The organism is Streptomyces yongxingensis, assembly GCF_055597465.1.
In genome coordinates, this window is sequence record NZ_CM145717.1 from 9,024,645 (window position 1) to 9,040,214 (window position 15,570).

Sequence of the window (15,570 nt, forward strand, 5' to 3'; positions counted from 1 at the left end):
CGTCGGAACGCGGCAAGAAGTTCGTCGGCCACCGGCTCCCCAAGAAACTCCCGGGTCCTGCTTGGTACGCGCTTGAACCAGCGCAGACCGTTCCGATAGCCGAGGGGCCCCGGGCCGACCGTGGGAAAGGGGCCACCGTGGCGTGAAGGCGACTCCTGCTAGGACCCGATCAGCGAGCGGGCCACCGCGAGGGCCGCCTTGTGGCGTTCTGCCTGTCGGCCGCCCAGTTCGCGTCCGCGCGCCGCGGCCATGATCACAGCGGACAGGGCCAGCCGTCCGCGCATCGTGCCCTCCGGCCCTTCGCCGGTGGCCAGTGCGCGGGTCAGGTCGCCCAGCCGCTGCTGGAGTGTGCGCGCGGCGGCCAGGCCCCGCAGGGCGTGCTCGTTGAGCTGGGCACACACCAGTGAGGCGCCGTGCTCGCCGCGGACCAGGGCGGCGAACTGCTCGATGGCTCGCATGCGGGTCGCGGCGGAAGGCGGGTGGGCGCGTGCGGACTCGATGATGACGTCGAGTGCCGGGAGCAGTTCTTGGTAGGAACTGGTGAGCAACTCCTCCTTGTTCGCGAAGTGGTGCAGGACCGCCTGTCTGGTGACGCCCGCTTGCCTGGCGACCTGAGTCAACGAGGTCAGCTCATAGCCCTGCTCGGTGAACAGTTCCAGCGCGATGGCCCGCACGCGTCGCCGCGTGTCGGTGCGCCTTCGATCGGCTTGCTCTGCCATGGAAACTGCCTTACTGGTAAGTCAGGTATTGTGGCCGCATGAACGGCACAGAGAGCAACGTACCTGCTGGTGGGAGCGGTGTGCCCCTGGCGATTCCCGATGAAGGGCTTGCGGGGCGGCGCGCGCTGGTCACGGGCGGGAGCCGCGGGCTCGGCGCGGCGATCGTGCGGCGACTCGCCGCGGCGGGCGCGACCGTGTTCGCGTCGGCCAGAACGGCGCCGCCCGAGGGTTCGCTGCCGGCGCGGTTCTTCACCGCGGACCTCGCGGATCCCGACGGAGCACGGCAGTTGGCGGAGCGGGTGCGCGACGCCGCCGGCGGGGTGGACATCCTCGTCGACAACGCCGGTGCCGCCAGCGCCCCGGAGGACACGCTGACCCGGTCGCAGGAATCCTGGCGGTCGGACCTCGAGGTCAATGTGCTGTCCGCGGTCCGGCTGGACCAGGAACTGGTCCCGGGCATGGTGGAGCGCGGCTCGGGGGTCGTGGTGCATGTCTCGTCCATCGCCAGCCACCTGCCGCAGCCGGGCCAGGCCGCCTACGCGGCAGCCAAGGCCGCGCTGAACAGCTACAGCCGCTCGCTCGCGGCCGAGGTCGGCCCGGCCGGGGTACGGGTGGTGTGCGTCCTGCCGGGCTTCATCGCCACCCCGGGGGCGGTCGCGCACCACCAGAAGATCGCCGACGGGCAGGGGGTTTCGCTGGAGGAGGCGCAGCGCGACCTCGCGGCGCGGCTGAACGTGCCGATGAACCGCCCCGGAACCCCTGAGGACGCCGCCGAGCTGGTCGCGTTCCTGGTGTCGGAGCGGGCGCGCTGGCTCACCGGATCCCAGTTCCGCGTCGACGGAGGCATCCTCGCCCAGGTGTGACACCCGGCCCCGTCACGCGGCCGGGCGCGTGGGGTCGGCCGCGACCGCCTTCGGGGCTGAACCGCTGAGGCGTGTTCAGAGCGCCGACACGGGTCCGGCCCCGCCACTGACGGCGGGGGCGGACCCATGTCGGCCGGGGGCGCACCGGGGTTCGGAGTCTTGAGCGCGTGGCTCAGCAGACGCGGTACGGCGCCCGGGCGCGCTGTCACCCGCGGAACGGAGGCTGACGGTCAGACGCGGTCGGCCGCGATGAGCAGGTACTGGAAGGAGCCGTCCTGGTAGGAGTTGATGAACGCTTCTTCAATGCCTGTGACCAGTGAGGACGTGGCCCGCAACTCCCAGTACGGCAGGGTCGCGGGAGTGAGGTCGACGACGGCCTGCGGTACGAGGCGGTTGTCGGCCATGGCGCGCAGGTATTCCCGGCGGGAGTGGATATTGCACTCGAAGTGCGCGTTGATCTGGGAGACGTACTTCGAGGGCTGGCCGTAACGCGGGTTCCAGCAGCCGGTGATGGTCACGTAGCGGCCGCCGATGGCGAGGACGCGGGAGTGCTCGGCGAAGAGGTCTTCGAGGTCCACGTACATGCTTGACTCGTTGTTCCACGAGGCCGCCACCTGCCCGGTCTCGAAGGGCGTACCGAGCATGTCGCAGACGCGGGCGTGGACGTGGTCCTCGATGCCGAGTTCGCGGGCACGCTGGTTGGCGAAGTCGGCCTGCTTGGCCGACAGTGTGACGCCCTCGACCCGGCACCCGAAGCGCTGGTGGGCCATGACCATCGAGCCGCCGCGGCCGCAGCCGGCGTCAACGAGCGTGTCGTCACGCTCAATGGGGCCGAGGTGGTCCAGGAGCAGTGCGGCCTGTGCCGACTCCAGGCGGTGGAGCTCGGCGATCAACTTCTTCTCGTATGCGCTGTCGTCGGCGTCGCCGAGGGCGGCGCGGTCGACGTCTCCAATGCCGTAGTGGTGGTGGTAAAGGCCGTCAACATCGCCGAGGCGCAGGTTCACGGGCCTGGCCTCGCGGTCCCAGTAGCGGGCGATGTCCCCCTGGTAGGGGGTCGCCGGGGCGGGGATGAACACGGAGGCGCCGGAGGAGGGGGCGGCGATGTCGGCGCTGAGGTCGGTGCTGGTCACAGCTGGTTCCATTCTTCTTACCAGAAATCGGGCAGGCTGTAGCGGAAGGTGTTGGTCTGGTGCCAGTAGTGGTTGCCGTCGACCCACGCGGCCACGCCCCGGAGAAAGCGCTGCACGGTCGGGAGGGGGAAGGTGACGGCCACGGCCGCGGCTTCGGCCTCGAAGTCGTGCATGAGGTCGTTGTGGACCTCGACCGCCTTCAGATAGGCGTCGCGGTCGGAGCGGCCCTCACGTTCGGCGATCACCACGGGCAGGTTCAGATGCCGGCCGGGACCGGCGAGTTCCTTGGTGTACGAGTACAGGTCGTTCACGATGGTGGTGGCGTTTCCGGCGAGCGCGATGACCCGCTGCATGGCGGGCTGGGCGTGCAGGTCGGCCGGTAGTTCGTAGCCGCCGACGGTGTCGGTGATGGTGGGGCAGGGGCGGAAGTTGTTGAACTGGCGCATCGCCAGGTACTCCCACACCTCGGGGACGTGGTCCGTCTGGGCCCAGGCGGCCTCGGCGAGGTACCCCATGTGCAGACGGGCCATGTCGTGCCGGTACCGGTCGGCCTGGGAGGGGCCGGCCGCTCGGACGAAGTACTCCATGGCGGAGCGGTAGGCGCGTCGGGGCGCGTCCGAGTGGAGCGACTCAGCCCACCGCGGCTGGTACTCCCGCGTCGTGTGCAGGGCGTCGAGGGCGGTGTGCGCCAGCAGAAGGCGTCCGCCGAGGCCGATGGGCGAGCCTCCGTGGTCCTCGCAGTAGCAGTCGTCCACCGCGTTCTCCGCCACCATCAGGCGCGTGGCGAGCATCAGATGGTCGACGGTGGGAGCGTCCGGATGGCAGGCGACCATGTAGCGCCCCACGGAGAAGCCGTCGAACTGCTCCTCCCACTCCTCGGGGTACAGGTCGACCTCGTCCAATGCCCATGCCTTGATCCTGCGGCCGACCTCCTCCGCCCGCACGGGGTCGGGCTCCGGTACGGGGTGGTGGTAGAGGCCCGGGATCGGGTTGCCTTCCGCCGGAACCACCGGCGGTGTCGGCGGCTCCTCGCGCCGGGCCAGGTGCAGTCCTGCCGTGCCGAGGCCGCTTGGGCCACGCAGGATCCGTTCAACGTCGGCGCTGGGTGTCCGCACCTCGGCGGCGGGGAGGTCGGCGGCGGGGATGTCGACGGGAGTCGGGTCGGGCGAGGAAGGCACCGGGGAGCGGACACCGGTGGCGGCCTTGATGTCGTGGGCGCGGGCGGCGGCCTCGGCGAGGACGTACGCCCCGGAGCGGGAAGCGGCCGCAGGCAGGCTCGATCGCGGAGGGGAAAGCTCAGGGGCGGGCATGCATGGCTCCTCGGTGGGTGGGGTGGCTGTCCCGGACGTCGGGCGCGCTCGGACGGCCCGGAGAGGGGCCGGGCTGTCGTGAGGGGAAGGGCAAACACTCAAGAATCCGTCCAGATCCGCAGGAACACTAGCGGCTGGTGCGCCCAGTCGGCCCTGAGAAGCCATGGACATTAACTCGATAAGATGATCTAGTCCCGCGCGATGTTTGCCCGGGTGGCCGACGGTCCGAGAAGCGTCGGCCGGTCTGCCGACCGAGGCGATCTTCGCCTCCTGGTCCGCCCGAGTCCCTGCCGTGCAGGACGAACTCGGGCCCTCCGCAGGGGTGCTGGGCCTGGTGCGGCAGTTGTGGTGCTGTGCCTGCCGCTCGGCCTCATCCCGACCGCCCATTCTGAATCTATAAATCAGATCGCCTACCACGGAAACATCTGTTGGACAGAACTACGGGCATGTCCAAGGATCCCTCGTGCGGTGGCCGGTCAACGCGACACCGGGATGGACCGCCGCCTGAGTGGAGGCTGAACGTTGAGTGAAGAGACCGAAGTGGTCGTCGTCGGGGCGGGCCAGGCCGGCGTGGCGATGAGCGAGCACCTGGGGGCCCACGGTGTGCCGCACATCGTGCTGGAGCGGCACCGTATCGCCGAGCGGTGGCGGTCGGAGCGGTGGGACTCCCTGGTGGCGAACGGGCCCGCGTGGCACGACCGGTTCCCGGGGCTGGAGTTCTCCGACGTCGACCCCGACGTCCACCCCGATGCTTTCGCCTCGAAGGACCAGATCGCGGACTACTTCGTCAGGTACGCCGAGAAGATCGGTGCCCCGATCCGGTGCGGTGTCGAGGTGACCTCGGTGCGCAAGCCCCCCGGTCGGCCCGGCTTCCGGGTCGAGACGTCGGAGGGCCCCATCGACGCGCGCTTCGTCGTGGCCGCGACCGGACCGTTCCAGCGGCCCGTGATCCCGCCCATCGTCCCGGACGGCGCCGTCCCCACGCAGATCCACTCCAGCGCGTACCGCAATCCGGAGCAGCTTCCCGAGGGCGCGGTCCTCGTGGTCGGGGCCGGGTCCTCGGGGGTGCAGATCGCCGACGAGCTGCGCCGGTCCGGCCGCCGGGTCTTCCTCTCCGTCGGTCCGCACGACCGCCCCGCCCGCCAGTACCGCGGACGGGACTTCTGCTGGTGGCTCGGTGTGCTCGGGCGCTGGGACGCGGAGACGCCGCCGCAGGGTGCCGAACACGTCACCATCGCGGTGAGCGGCGCCCGCGGCGGCCACACCGTGGACTTCCGTGCCCTGGCCGCCGACGGCATCGAGCTCGTCGGTCTGACCGCGTCCTACGACGACGGCGTGCTGCGCTTCGCGCCGGATCTCGCCACGAACATCGCGCTCGGCGACGCGAAGTATCTGGAGCTCCTCCGGGCGGCCGACGAGTACGTCGAGCGCAATGGGCTCGAGCTCCCCGAGGAGCCGGAGGCCCACGTCCTCGGGCCGGACCCGGAAGGGGTGGCCGACCCCCGGCTGGAGCTGGACCTGGCCGGGGCCGGGGTCACCTCGATCGTCTGGGCGACGGGCTTCGCCACCGACTACGGCTGGCTCGAGGTCGACGCGTTCGACGAGCACGGCCGGCCGGACCAGCGGCGCGGCGTGTCGTCCGAGCCCGGGGTCTACTTCCTGGGCCTGCCCTGGCTGTCCCGCCGCGGATCGAGCTTCATCTGGGGCGTCTGGCACGACGCCAGGTACATCGCCGACCACATCACGACCCGGCGGGGCTACCTCGCGTACGGCACCACCGACCGGCCCGGTGCCGCCCCGGCGGCCTGGAAGACCGGCGGCCTGGAAGAGCTGAGCAGCAACTGAGCGGCAACTGAGGAGCAGATGATGACCTCCACGAGCGAGGGCCGCCGGGCGAAGGCCGTCAAGGCCCCGATCGTCGTCGGCGGGCACACCCGGATCCGTCCGTTCAACACCCGCGACACCTATCCCGAGCAGAACCTCGACAACGACCTCTGTCAGGCCGTCGTGGCCGGCGACACCGTGTATGTCCGGGGCCAGATCGGCCAGAACCTCGACACCAGCGAGTCGGTGGGCATCGGCGACGCCGAGGCACAGGCCGAACAGGCCATGGCGAACATCGCGATGCTGCTCGAAGAGGCGGGCAGCCGGATGGAGCACCTGGTCAAGCTGACCATCTATCTGGTCGACCCGCGCTATCGCGAGGCGGTGTACCGCACCGTGGGGCGCTGGACCAAGGGCGTCCACCCGATCTCCACCGGCCTGGTGGTGTCGGCCCTGGCCCGTCCGGAGTGGCTGTGCGAGATCGACGCCGTCGCCGTGATCCCCGAGGAGGAGCGGGCATGACGTTCTCCCTGGTGGTCCGCGACGGCGAGCGGTTCGGCATCGCGGCCAGCTCGTCCAGTCCGGCCGTCGCCGCCCGGGTCGCCCATCTGCGGCCCGGGGTCGGCGCGGCGGCTTCGCAGAACGTCACCGACCCCACGCTCGGCACGAGCCTGCTGGAGGGGCTGGCGGAACACGGCGACGCGGAACGCGCCCTGGCCGGTGTCACCGGCGCGGCGCGGAACGCGAAGTCCATCGCCTACCGTCAGCTGACCGTGGTGGGCCGCTCCGGGCCCGGGTTCGCCTACAGCGGCTCGCACACCCTGGGCACGTACGCCTCGGCCACCGCCGAGGGCGCGGTGGCGGCCGGGAACATGCTGTGCGGCGAGCACATCCCCGGCGTCCTCCTCGACGCGTACTCCGCCGCCGCGGGGGAGCTGGAAGAGCGGCTGGTCATCGCCCTGAAGGCGGCCGTCGCGGCCGGTGGCGAGGAAGGGCCGGTGTACTCCGCGGGACTCGCGGTCGTCGCGGACGTGGACTGGCGGGTGACCGATCTGCGCGTGGACTGGGCCGACGACCCCGTCGACCGGCTCGCCGAACTCCTCGCCGTCTGGCTGCCGCAGCGGGACGACTACGTGCGCCGTGGACTCGATCCCGCCTCCGCCCCCTCCTACGGCGTGCCGGGCGATCAGTGATGGGAACGACGGGGACGACGGGGACGACGGGGCCGCTCAAAGAGGCCGCCCGGCACGGGGTCGACCGGCACGCCGAGGAGCTGATCCGGCTGTCCGAGCGGCTGCACGCCGACCCGGAGACCGCCTGGGAGGAACACCGGGCGGCGGCCGCCGTACCCGAGCTGCTGGACCGCGCCGGATTCGACGTCACCTCGTCCTACCTGGGTCTGGACACCGCCTTCCGCGCCCGGTTCGGCAGCGGGCCGGTGCGGATCGCGCTGTGCGCCGAGTACGACGCGCTGCCCGGCCTCGGCCACGCGTGCGGGCACAATCTCATCGCGGCGAGCTCGGTCGGCGCCGCGCTGGGCCTCGCCGCCGTCGCCGACGACGCGGGCCTCACCGTCGAGGTGTACGGCACCCCGGCGGAGGAGGGCGGCGGCGGCAAGATCGAGATGCTCGACCGGGGCGCCTTCGCCGGGGTGGACCTCGCGATGATGGTGCATCCGGCGCCGGTCGACGTCGCCGAGGCCCGGCCGTTCGCGGTCAGCCACTCCAGGATCTCCTACACCGGCAGGTCAGCGCATGCCGCGGCCTACCCCGAGGCCGGGATCAACGCGGCCGACGCCTTCACCGTGGCCCAGGTCGCCGTCGGGCTGCTCCGCCAGCAGCTGCCGGCCTCCGCCCGGGTGCACGGCGTGGTGACCCACGCCGGGGACGCCCCGAACGCCATCCCGGAGCGGGCCACCGGCCGCTGGTACGTCAGGGCGGAAACCCTCGCCGAACTGGCCGAGCTGGAACCACGGGTCATGCGGGCCTTCGAGGCGGGCGCCCTCGCGACCGGGTGCGAGCTGGAGATCGAGCCGGAGAGCAAGCCGTACGCGGAGTTCCGTAACGACGAGACCGCTCTCGGGCACTACCGCGCGAACGCCCTCGCCCTGGGGCGGGAGTTCGCGCCGCCCGGGCAGGCATCCCGGATGAACCGCGCCTCCACCGACATGGGCAACGTCTCGCAGGTGGTGCCCGCCATCCACCCCTACATCGGCATCGGCTCGCTGCCCGCCACCAACCACCAGCACGAGTTCGCCGCGTTCTGCGTGGGCGGGACCGCCCAGCGGGCCCTGCTCGACGGGGCGACGGCGCTGGCCTGGACCGGTGTGGACCGGAGCCCGGCCCGAGACGCGAGCCACTGACCAGGCGGCCGCACAGCTCCGGCTTCTTCCACCCCATCCCCAAGGAGGCGCGCAATGCCCACCACTCACACCGACGTCACCACGGCCGAGGTCGAGGTGGCCACCGACGCCGTCGCACTGCGCAGGAGCGTTGCCGCGGGAGCCGTCGGCGTGTTCGTGCACTGGTTCGACTGGGCCGCCTACGCCTATCTCGCCGGTACCGTCGCGACCGTGTTCTTCCCGGACGAGAACGGCACCACCGGACTGCTCGCCGTCTTCGGCGTGTTCGCCGTGTCCTTCGGCATCCGGCCCATCGGTGCCATGGTGTTCGGACCCCTCGGCGACCGGATCGGCCGCAAGCGCACCCTGTCACTGGTCATCTTCATGATGTCCGGCGCGACCCTGACGATCGGCCTGCTCCCCGGCTACGCCGCGATCGGGGTCGGCGCCCCGGTGCTCCTGGTGATCCTGCGCCTGATCCAGGGATTCGCGGCGGGCGGCGAGTTCGGCAGCGCGGCGAGCTTCCTCGCCGAGAGCGCCCCCCGGCGCCGTCGCGGATTCGGGGTGAGCTGGCTGGAGGTCGGCTCCCTGCTGGGCTTTCTCGCCGGTTCGTTCGTGTACCTGCTGCTGTCGACGGGGCTCGACGAGGCCCAGCTGACCTCCTGGGGCTGGCGCGTCCCCTTCCTCATCTCCGCGCCGCTCGGCGTCATCGGCTTCATCATCCGCAACAAGATCGAGGACACCCCCGAGTACCGCACCCTCGAGGCCAACGACGCCGTGCCGCGCACCCCCGTACGGGACCTGCTCCGCCACCACAAGCGGCAGCTGCTCCAGGCGGCGGGCCTGATGGCGGCCATGCACGTGCCCTTCTACGCGGTGCTGACGTACCTGGTCACCTACGAGACCGACCACCTGGGGCACTCGGCCGGCAGCGCCGCCCTGCTGTCCACGGTGATCTCGCTGCTGGGGCTGGTGCTGGTCCCGGTGTTCGGGCTGCTGTCCGACCGCGTGGGACGCAAACCGGTCTTCGTCGGCGCCACCACGGCCCTCCTGGTCCTCGCCACTCCCGCGTTCCTCCTGATGCGGACCGGGCTCGCCGGAACCTGGGTCGCCGGTCTGCTGCTCGGTGCGATCCTCGCCGCGATCCTGGGCACCTACGCGGTGTGGTCGGCGGAGATCTTCCCCACCCGCACCCGCCAGAGCGGCCTGTCCATCGCCTACAACCTCACCGCCGCCCTGTTCGCCGGCACGGTGCCGTACCTGATGACCGTGCTCATCTCCGCGACCGGCTCCACCCTGCTGCCCGGCCCCTACCTGATGGTGTTCGCCGCCGGCGGTCTCATCGCCGCCCTGACCCTGAAGGAGACCACCGGTTCCGCCCTGCTGCGCCCCGAGGACGTCGCCGACGTGCCCCCTGAGCGCCCATAGACGCCGCCGCATAGGGTCGGCAGCGGCACGGACACCGATCACCAGGCGCGAGGGTCACGCATGACGTCACCGGTGGGTTTCACCCTCCTGCAACTCCGCTACTTCCTCGAGGCCGCCGAGCGCGGTTCGATGACGGAGGCGTCGGGGGCCCTCCACATCGCGCAGTCCGCCGTGTCCGCGGCCATCCACAACCTGGAGCGTGACCTGCGGGTGCAGCTGTTCATCCGCCGCAGGGGCCGGGGACTGACCCTGACGCCCGCGGGGGAGAGGCTCCAGAGCCACGCGCGGGAGCTGCTGGCCCGTGCGCGCGAGGTCGAGCGGGAGGCCCGGGGAGACGGCGGGACGATCTCCGGGCCGGTGGCCGTCGGCTGCTTCGTGACGCTGGCCCCGTACTATCTGCCGCCCCTGTTCAGCGAATGCACCCGCCGCTACCCGGGCATCGAGATCGACGTGGTGGAGGCGGAGACCGATCAGCTCGTCCAGGCCCTGGGCGCGGGGCGCATCGACTTCGCCCTCACCTACGGCCTGGGTCTGTCGGCCGAGCCGGACCTGCGCAGCGAGACGATCGCGCGGGCCCCGGCCTACGTCATCGTCCCGGCCGATCACCCGCTGGCCCGGCAGGGCACCGTGGAGCTCGCCGAACTGTCCGCGGAACCCCTCGTCCTGCTCGACCTGCCGCACAGCCGCGACTACTTCCGCTCGCTGGTGGCCGCCACCGGCACCGCGCCCGATGTCCGCTACCGCACCCGGAGCTACGAAACGGTGCGGTCCCTGGTGGCCCGGGGGCTCGGATACTCCGTGCTGAACCAGCGGCCGGCGACCAGCCAGACCTACGGTGGCGGCGAGATCGCGGAACTGGAGCTGCGGGACGGAAGCCCCCCGCTCGAAGTCAAGATCGCCTCGCTGAAGGGCATGACCCAGACCGCCCGCGCCCAGGCCGTGATGGAGCTGCTGCGGGAGGTCGCCGCCCCCACGATCCCGTGACGGGCGGTGTGCGTCAGGCCGACGGCCCGCGGTGCTCCCCGGGGGCGGCCGCCCGGCTGCCCTCGCCGGCGCGTGTCCGGGCCATGAGGAGGGCGATGTCGTCCTCCGGGGGAGCGTCCGTGGTCATCCGCGCGATGACGTGGGCGCACAGGGCCTCGAGGCTCGCCGAGGGGTGTCGCAGCGCGGCGAGCAGCCGGTCGAGCCCGGTGTCGATGTCGCCGTGCCGGGTCTCCACCAGTCCGTCGGTGAAGAAGGCGAGCAGGCTCCCCTCGGGGAGCTCCAGGTCGACGGATTCATAAGCCCCGGTGCCGATGCCGAGCGGCGGGCCCACCGGTGTGTCGGCGATCCTGGCGTGGCCGTCGGGGGTCACCAGCATCGGTGGCGGGTGCCCGGCGCGGGCCAGGGTGCAGACGCGGATGGCCGGGTCGTAGACGGCGTAGAGGCAGGTTCCGCCGGTGACCGACGAGTACCCCGGGGACCAGGTGCCCGTGTCGGCGAGCCGGGCGGTGACCTTGTCCAGGTGGTCGAGCAGTTCCGCGGGGTGCTGGTCGAGGGCGGCGAGGGTGTGGACCGCGGCGCGCATCCTGCCCATGGCGGCGGCGGCGTTGATGCCATGGCCGATGACGTCGCCGATGACCAGGGCGATCCGGTCGCCCGGCAGCTCGATGGCGTCCATCCAGTCCCCGCCCACCCCTTCGTGCCGGTCCGACGGCAGATAGCGGCCGGCCAGGTCCACCGCGGCGCCGCCCGACAGCTCCTGCGGCAGAAGGCTGCGCTGCAGGGCGAGGGCGGCGGCCCGCTCCCGCGCGTAGCGGCGGGCGTTGTCCAGGCTCAGCGCCGCTTGGACGCAGAGCTCCTCGGCCAGCAGCAGGTCGTCCTGGGAGAAGGGCACGGCGTTGTCGGTCCGCGTGAACACGGCGATGCCGAGGATGGTGCCGCGGGCCCTGAGCGGGATCATCATCACCGAGTGCATGCCGGTGTCGTGGATGAGCTGTCTGCGCCGGGGGTCACGGTCGAGCCATGTCCCCGGGCCGGTCTCCATGACCGGCGCGAAGTAGGACCGGTCCCCGTACAGCGCGGTGAGGAACGGCGATCCGGGCGGTACGTACACCACATCCCCCACCAGGAAGGCGGCCTCGGGCATACCGCCGTGGATGGAGGACTGACCCGCGCGGCGGAAGACGGGGATGCCGGAGGGGGCCTCGGACATCCGCTTCAGTGGCTCCCCGCCCAGCGGGACGGCGTCGGCCAGATCCACCGTGACGTAGTCGGCGAGGGCGGGGACGGCCATGTCGGCGAGTTCCTGCGCGGTCGTCATCACATCCAGCGTGGTGCCGATCTGGTTGGCCGCTCTGCCGAGCAGCGCCAGCCGCTCGCGCTCCCCGCTCTTGGTGACCAAGGAGACGGTGCACACGCCCAGCGGGTCACCGCCCTCGGGGGCGAGGGGAAAGACGGAGGAGGAGAAGACGACCTCCCGGCCGTGCTCCGGCGACACCCACCGCAGCACATGGTCGCCGACCGGCTCCCGGGAGGTCAGCACCTGCCGTATCACCGGCTCGATGGTGGTCCGGTCGAAACCGCGCACGGTGCGCCGCGTGGACCGGGTGGGCGCGTCCACCTCGGAGCGGCCCACGATCTCCCGGCAGGCCCGGTTCGACCACAGCAGCCGCGTGCGCGTGTCCCACACCGCCACGGCCAGCGGTGACCGGTCCAGAAGCGTCGCTTCGGCGTCGGCGGTCCGCACTCCGTCCGGCGCCCCCGTGACGGCGACGAACCAGCAGCTCTCACCGTCCCCGCCGGTCAGCGCGATGATCTCCACCGTGAGACGGAAGTCCTCGCCGTCCCGGTGCCTGACCTTCACGACGGCGTTGGCGGCCCGCCGGCCGCCACGCTTCCCCATGTCTCCCGGAGCCGAGGACCACCGCACCGCTTCGATGGGGGTCTCCAGCAACTGCCGCACCGGCAGCCCCACGACGTCCTCCGCGCGGTGCCCGAGCAGCCGCCGGCAGCCCTCTCCCCACGCCAGGACGGTGCCGTCGGAGCCCAGGAGGGCGAGGGCCGGAGCGGGCGCCTCGGGCACGTCCGCGAACCCGGCCGGCCTCCGCTTCACCTCGGAATAGGCCCCGGCTCTCCGCGCCATCCCGATACCCTCCGTAGCCACCGATATCGGTCGATGCCTTGTCAAAAGGGTAACGCGCCTGCCGATGAGTTCGACGACCGAGCGGGGTCTACACCTACAACCGCACGCCACACACACATGATCAGGAAGGGACCATGGCATGACCACCAACGCACTGCCGTCCGTCGTGGACGCCGCTACCTGGCAGCGCGAGCTCGAAGCGCTGCGTGTCCGGGAGAAGGCCGCGACCCGGGAACTCGACGCGATCGCCGCCCAGCGCCGCCGCCTGCCGATGGTCGAGATGCCCGACTACACCCTCGAGGGCGAGGACGGACCGGTTCGGCTGGTGGACCTCTTCGACGGCAGGAAGCAGCTGATCGTCTACCACCACATGTGGTTCCCCGGCGAGCAGTGGCAGTGCCCGGGCTGCACGGGGTTCACCTCGCAATTCACCAGGCTGGAGTTCCTGGCCAACTACGACGCCCGGTTCGTCGTCGTCACCCAGGGCCCGATCGACGAGGCACTCGCCTACAAGCGGCGGGTCGGGAACGCGATGACCTGGTACTCCACGGCGAACAGCCCGTTCGGTGCCGACGTCGGCGCACCGCCCGGCGGAGGATTCGCCGTCAATGTGTTCCTGCGCGACGGCGACACCGTCTACCGCACCTGGCACACCAACGGCCGTGGCACCGAGCAGCTCAGCCACTCCTTCGCGCTGATCGACCTGTTGCCGTACGGGCGACAGGAGGAATGGCAGGACTCGCCCGACGGGTGGCCGCAGCAGCCCACTTACAGCCGGTGGACCACCTCCGAAGACATCGCCGCGCTCTACGGCCGGGACACGTGAGGGCGCCTGACGTCAGGTTGACGAGGGCGGGGCCTCCTCGTTGAGCTGTCGCAGCAGGCCGAGCAGGGTTGCCCGGTCCGCGGACGGGAGGGGTGAGAAACACTCCTCCAGGACCTTTTCGCTGACCTGGTGGCCGGCGGCCAGGGTCTGTTCGCCGGCGGGTGTGAGGCGATGTTCGATCCGGCGTCCGTGGCCCGGCCTGCGCTCCACCAGTCCCTGGGCGGCCAGGCGGCCCACGAGCGCTCCGAACGCCTGCTCGCTCTGGAACGTCACCGCGGCCAGCTCGCGTGCCGACGCTCCGGGCCGGCCGCTGATGGCGCGCAGCGCGTCCCACTGCGCCAGCGTCGTACCGACCTCGCCCAGCGCACTGTCCAGCGCTCGGTGCTGTCGGTACTGCGCCTGCTTGACCGCGCGCCCCAAAACCTGCAGATCGGCATCCATGCTGTAAGTCTACCCGCAATGAAACTAGCTTAATTAAAGAAGCTTAGTTAGAGTCTGAGTCATGACAACGGACATCAACTCCCTTGCCCATGTGGCCGCGTGCGACGATCTGGCCCTCACCCTCTCCGAGGCGGGCACCGGCCGCCCGGTGCTCGTCCTGCACGGAGGTGGCGGGCCCGCCACGGTCGCCGGTATCGCCGCGCATCTCTCGCGCACCGCGCACACGCTCGCGCCCGTGCATCCCGGCTGGGAGGGGACGCCTCGACCCGACTGGCTGACCGGCGTGGACGATCTGGCCCTGACCTACCTGCACCTCCTGCACGACCGCGGCCTGCGCGACGTCTTGGTCGTCGGCTCCTCGCTCGGCGGGTGGATCGCGGCCGAGATGGCGGTGCGGGACACCGCGGGTGTCATCAGCGGCCTCGTCCTGATCGATGCGGTCGGCGTGCACATCCCCGGCGAGCCGATCACGGACTTCTTCGCCCTGGACGCCCGCGGTGTGGCGGAGCACTCCTGGCACGACCCGGACCGCTACTACGTGGACCCCGCCGACATACCGGCCGGCCAACGCGCCGTCCGGCAGGCCAACATGGCCACCATGCGCGTTCTCGCGGGCGAGCCGTACATGCACGACGCGAAGCTGCTGCGCCGCCTGCGCCGTGTGGAGACACCGGCACTCCTGCTGTGGGGGGAGAGCGACCGCGTGGTCACACCGGCCTACGGCGCTGCCTACGCCGCGGCCTTCGCCAACGCCCGCTTCGACGTCATCCCCGGAGCCGGCCACCTGCCCCAGATCGAACGGCCGGAAGCCACGCTCGCCCTGATCGAGGCCCACGCCCACCGCACGGCCAACTTCAGCGCCATCTGAAGTCCGGGCGGACAAGCTCTAGTCGAGGGCGACCAGTGCGGCGCGGAGTTCGTCGAGGGTGTGGCGGGTGAGTTCGGTGAGCGTCCGCGTGCTCGCCGGATCGGCCCACCGGTCGAAGGCGTCGGAGAAGGCGCGGATGCCGAGTTCGGCGGCGAGGCTCGCGGTCGGTTCCGGTACGCCGCGCTGGTGGAGTGCGTTCGTCATGGCTTCGGCGAGTTTGGCGCGCTTCAAGGCGGAGCGCTCCTGCAGTTCGGTGTGGCCGGCGATGACCGGGCGGAGCCTGGCGCCGACCTCGCGGCGGTCGTCCGTGAAGGTGGCGGTGAGGGCGTCGAGGGCCGCGCGGACCGCTTCGAGCGGTGTGGCCGGGCCGGGCGCCGCGTCGATCGCGTCGGCGAGGAGCCGAGCGTGGGTGTCCTGGCCGGCGAAGAGCACTTCCCGCTTGTCGGAGAAGTGCCGGAAGAAGGTGGTCTTGGTCAGACCGGCCCGATCGGCGATCTCGTTGACGGTGGTGGCGTCGTAGCCCTGCTCGGTGAACAGGTCGAGTGCGGCGCGTACCAGCCGTTCCCGCGCGTTCGGTTCCCATCGAGCCATGCGCACAGCATAAGTGATGTGACTTGGTAACGTCACTTCGGCTATGGTGACGGTACCAAGTCACATCACTTCGCTCCGCCCGGGCGGAGCATCCCTCCAGGAGAG

At 71.3% G+C, this 15,570-nt stretch carries 15 protein-coding genes; 9 read left to right on the plus strand and 6 right to left on the minus strand.

The window, feature by feature from the left end; all coding sequences use genetic code 11:
• Positions 1–158 precede the first annotated feature (158 nt).
• Positions 159–719: a TetR/AcrR family transcriptional regulator gene (locus ACZ6TD_RS38710; protein WP_471345614.1), complete on the minus strand. Its 561-nt coding sequence runs from the start codon at positions 717–719 to the stop codon at positions 159–161.
• Between the two features lie 38 nt (positions 720–757).
• Here ACZ6TD_RS38710 and ACZ6TD_RS38715 point away from each other — a divergent pair, with 38 nt between their 5' ends.
• Entirely contained in the window at positions 758–1,582 is an 825-nt protein-coding gene (locus tag ACZ6TD_RS38715) for an oxidoreductase (protein WP_471345616.1), read from the plus strand.
• A gap of 230 nt (positions 1,583–1,812) precedes the next feature.
• On the opposite strand, the gene ACZ6TD_RS38720 is transcribed toward ACZ6TD_RS38715, so the two are convergent.
• Together ACZ6TD_RS38720 and ACZ6TD_RS38725 are read right to left on the minus strand one after the other, a co-directional pair.
• The gene (locus ACZ6TD_RS38720) at positions 1,813–2,712 is read right to left on the minus strand and encodes a geranyl diphosphate 2-C-methyltransferase (protein WP_471345618.1); all 900 of its coding nucleotides are present in this window, start codon (positions 2,710–2,712) and stop codon (positions 1,813–1,815) included.
• 17 nt (positions 2,713–2,729) lie between these two features.
• A complete protein-coding gene (locus ACZ6TD_RS38725; protein ID WP_471345619.1) occupies positions 2,730–4,022 on the minus strand; it encodes a family 2 encapsulin nanocompartment cargo protein terpene cyclase in 1,293 nt (430 codons plus the stop codon).
• Positions 4,023–4,544: 522 nt separating this feature from the next.
• On the opposite strand from ACZ6TD_RS38725, the gene ACZ6TD_RS38730 reads away from it, so the two are divergent.
• From ACZ6TD_RS38730 to ACZ6TD_RS38755, 6 genes are read left to right on the plus strand one after another with little or no spacing between them, the layout of a single operon-like run.
• Complete coding sequence (locus ACZ6TD_RS38730; RefSeq protein ID WP_471345622.1) at positions 4,545–5,867, plus strand: flavin-containing monooxygenase; 1,323 nt, start codon at positions 4,545–4,547, stop codon at positions 5,865–5,867.
• 18 nt (positions 5,868–5,885) lie between these two features.
• Complete coding sequence (locus ACZ6TD_RS38735) at positions 5,886–6,368, plus strand: RidA family protein (protein WP_471345624.1); 483 nt, start codon at positions 5,886–5,888, stop codon at positions 6,366–6,368.
• The gene (locus ACZ6TD_RS38740) at positions 6,365–7,039 is read left to right on the plus strand and encodes a DUF1028 domain-containing protein (RefSeq protein WP_471345626.1); all 675 of its coding nucleotides are present in this window, start codon (positions 6,365–6,367) and stop codon (positions 7,037–7,039) included. The genes ACZ6TD_RS38735 and ACZ6TD_RS38740 overlap by 4 nt, the downstream gene beginning before the upstream one ends.
• Positions 7,039–8,208 (plus strand): M20 family metallopeptidase, encoded by a 1,170-nt coding sequence (locus ACZ6TD_RS38745; protein WP_471345628.1) that lies wholly within the window; start codon positions 7,039–7,041, stop codon positions 8,206–8,208. Before ACZ6TD_RS38740 ends, ACZ6TD_RS38745 begins: the two co-directional genes overlap by 1 nt.
• A gap of 54 nt (positions 8,209–8,262) precedes the next feature.
• Positions 8,263–9,615: an MFS transporter gene (locus ACZ6TD_RS38750; RefSeq protein ID WP_471345630.1), complete on the plus strand. Its 1,353-nt coding sequence runs from the start codon at positions 8,263–8,265 to the stop codon at positions 9,613–9,615.
• Between the two features lie 60 nt (positions 9,616–9,675).
• A complete protein-coding gene (locus ACZ6TD_RS38755) occupies positions 9,676–10,599 on the plus strand; it encodes a LysR family transcriptional regulator (protein ID WP_471345632.1) in 924 nt (307 codons plus the stop codon).
• 13 nt (positions 10,600–10,612) lie between these two features.
• Here ACZ6TD_RS38755 and ACZ6TD_RS38760 read toward each other — a convergent pair whose 3' ends face one another.
• Complete coding sequence (locus ACZ6TD_RS38760; RefSeq protein ID WP_471345634.1) at positions 10,613–12,709, minus strand: SpoIIE family protein phosphatase; 2,097 nt, start codon at positions 12,707–12,709, stop codon at positions 10,613–10,615.
• A gap of 169 nt (positions 12,710–12,878) precedes the next feature.
• Here ACZ6TD_RS38760 and ACZ6TD_RS38765 point away from each other — a divergent pair, with 169 nt between their 5' ends.
• Positions 12,879–13,565, plus strand: coding sequence for a DUF899 domain-containing protein (locus ACZ6TD_RS38765; protein WP_471345636.1), 687 nt, complete (start codon positions 12,879–12,881; stop codon positions 13,563–13,565).
• Between the two features lie 12 nt (positions 13,566–13,577).
• Here ACZ6TD_RS38765 and ACZ6TD_RS38770 read toward each other — a convergent pair whose 3' ends face one another.
• Complete coding sequence (locus ACZ6TD_RS38770) at positions 13,578–14,006, minus strand: MarR family winged helix-turn-helix transcriptional regulator (RefSeq protein ID WP_471345638.1); 429 nt, start codon at positions 14,004–14,006, stop codon at positions 13,578–13,580.
• Positions 14,007–14,067: 61 nt separating this feature from the next.
• Between ACZ6TD_RS38770 and ACZ6TD_RS38775 the strand changes: the two genes are divergently transcribed.
• Positions 14,068–14,874 (plus strand): alpha/beta fold hydrolase, encoded by an 807-nt coding sequence (locus tag ACZ6TD_RS38775; RefSeq protein ID WP_471345640.1) that lies wholly within the window; start codon positions 14,068–14,070, stop codon positions 14,872–14,874.
• An 18-nt stretch (positions 14,875–14,892) separates the two neighbouring features.
• On the opposite strand, the gene ACZ6TD_RS38780 is transcribed toward ACZ6TD_RS38775, so the two are convergent.
• Positions 14,893–15,465 (minus strand): TetR/AcrR family transcriptional regulator, encoded by a 573-nt coding sequence (locus tag ACZ6TD_RS38780; RefSeq protein WP_471345641.1) that lies wholly within the window; start codon positions 15,463–15,465, stop codon positions 14,893–14,895.
• Between the last annotated feature and the right edge of the window lie 105 nt (positions 15,466–15,570).

Excerpts from the sequence above, each read along its gene's own strand:
- ACZ6TD_RS38710 (WP_471345614.1), bottom strand. The coding sequence starts at position 719 with ATGGCAGAGCAAGCCGATCGAAGGCGCACCGACACGCGGCGACGCGTG.
- ACZ6TD_RS38715 (WP_471345616.1), top strand. The coding sequence starts at position 758 with ATGAACGGCACAGAGAGCAACGTACCTGCTGGTGGGAGCGGTGTGCCC.
- ACZ6TD_RS38725 (WP_471345619.1), bottom strand. The coding sequence starts at position 4,022 with ATGCCCGCCCCTGAGCTTTCCCCTCCGCGATCGAGCCTGCCTGCGGCC.
- ACZ6TD_RS38735 (WP_471345624.1), top strand. The coding sequence starts at position 5,886 with ATGATGACCTCCACGAGCGAGGGCCGCCGGGCGAAGGCCGTCAAGGCC.
- ACZ6TD_RS38740 (WP_471345626.1), top strand. The coding sequence starts at position 6,365 with ATGACGTTCTCCCTGGTGGTCCGCGACGGCGAGCGGTTCGGCATCGCG.
- ACZ6TD_RS38745 (WP_471345628.1), top strand. The coding sequence starts at position 7,039 with ATGGGAACGACGGGGACGACGGGGACGACGGGGCCGCTCAAAGAGGCC.
- ACZ6TD_RS38750 (WP_471345630.1), top strand. The coding sequence starts at position 8,263 with ATGCCCACCACTCACACCGACGTCACCACGGCCGAGGTCGAGGTGGCC.
- ACZ6TD_RS38755 (WP_471345632.1), top strand. The coding sequence starts at position 9,676 with ATGACGTCACCGGTGGGTTTCACCCTCCTGCAACTCCGCTACTTCCTC.
- ACZ6TD_RS38765 (WP_471345636.1), top strand. The coding sequence starts at position 12,879 with ATGACCACCAACGCACTGCCGTCCGTCGTGGACGCCGCTACCTGGCAG.
- ACZ6TD_RS38770 (WP_471345638.1), bottom strand. The coding sequence starts at position 14,006 with ATGGATGCCGATCTGCAGGTTTTGGGGCGCGCGGTCAAGCAGGCGCAG.
- ACZ6TD_RS38775 (WP_471345640.1), top strand. The coding sequence starts at position 14,068 with ATGACAACGGACATCAACTCCCTTGCCCATGTGGCCGCGTGCGACGAT.
- ACZ6TD_RS38780 (WP_471345641.1), bottom strand. The coding sequence starts at position 15,465 with ATGGCTCGATGGGAACCGAACGCGCGGGAACGGCTGGTACGCGCCGCA.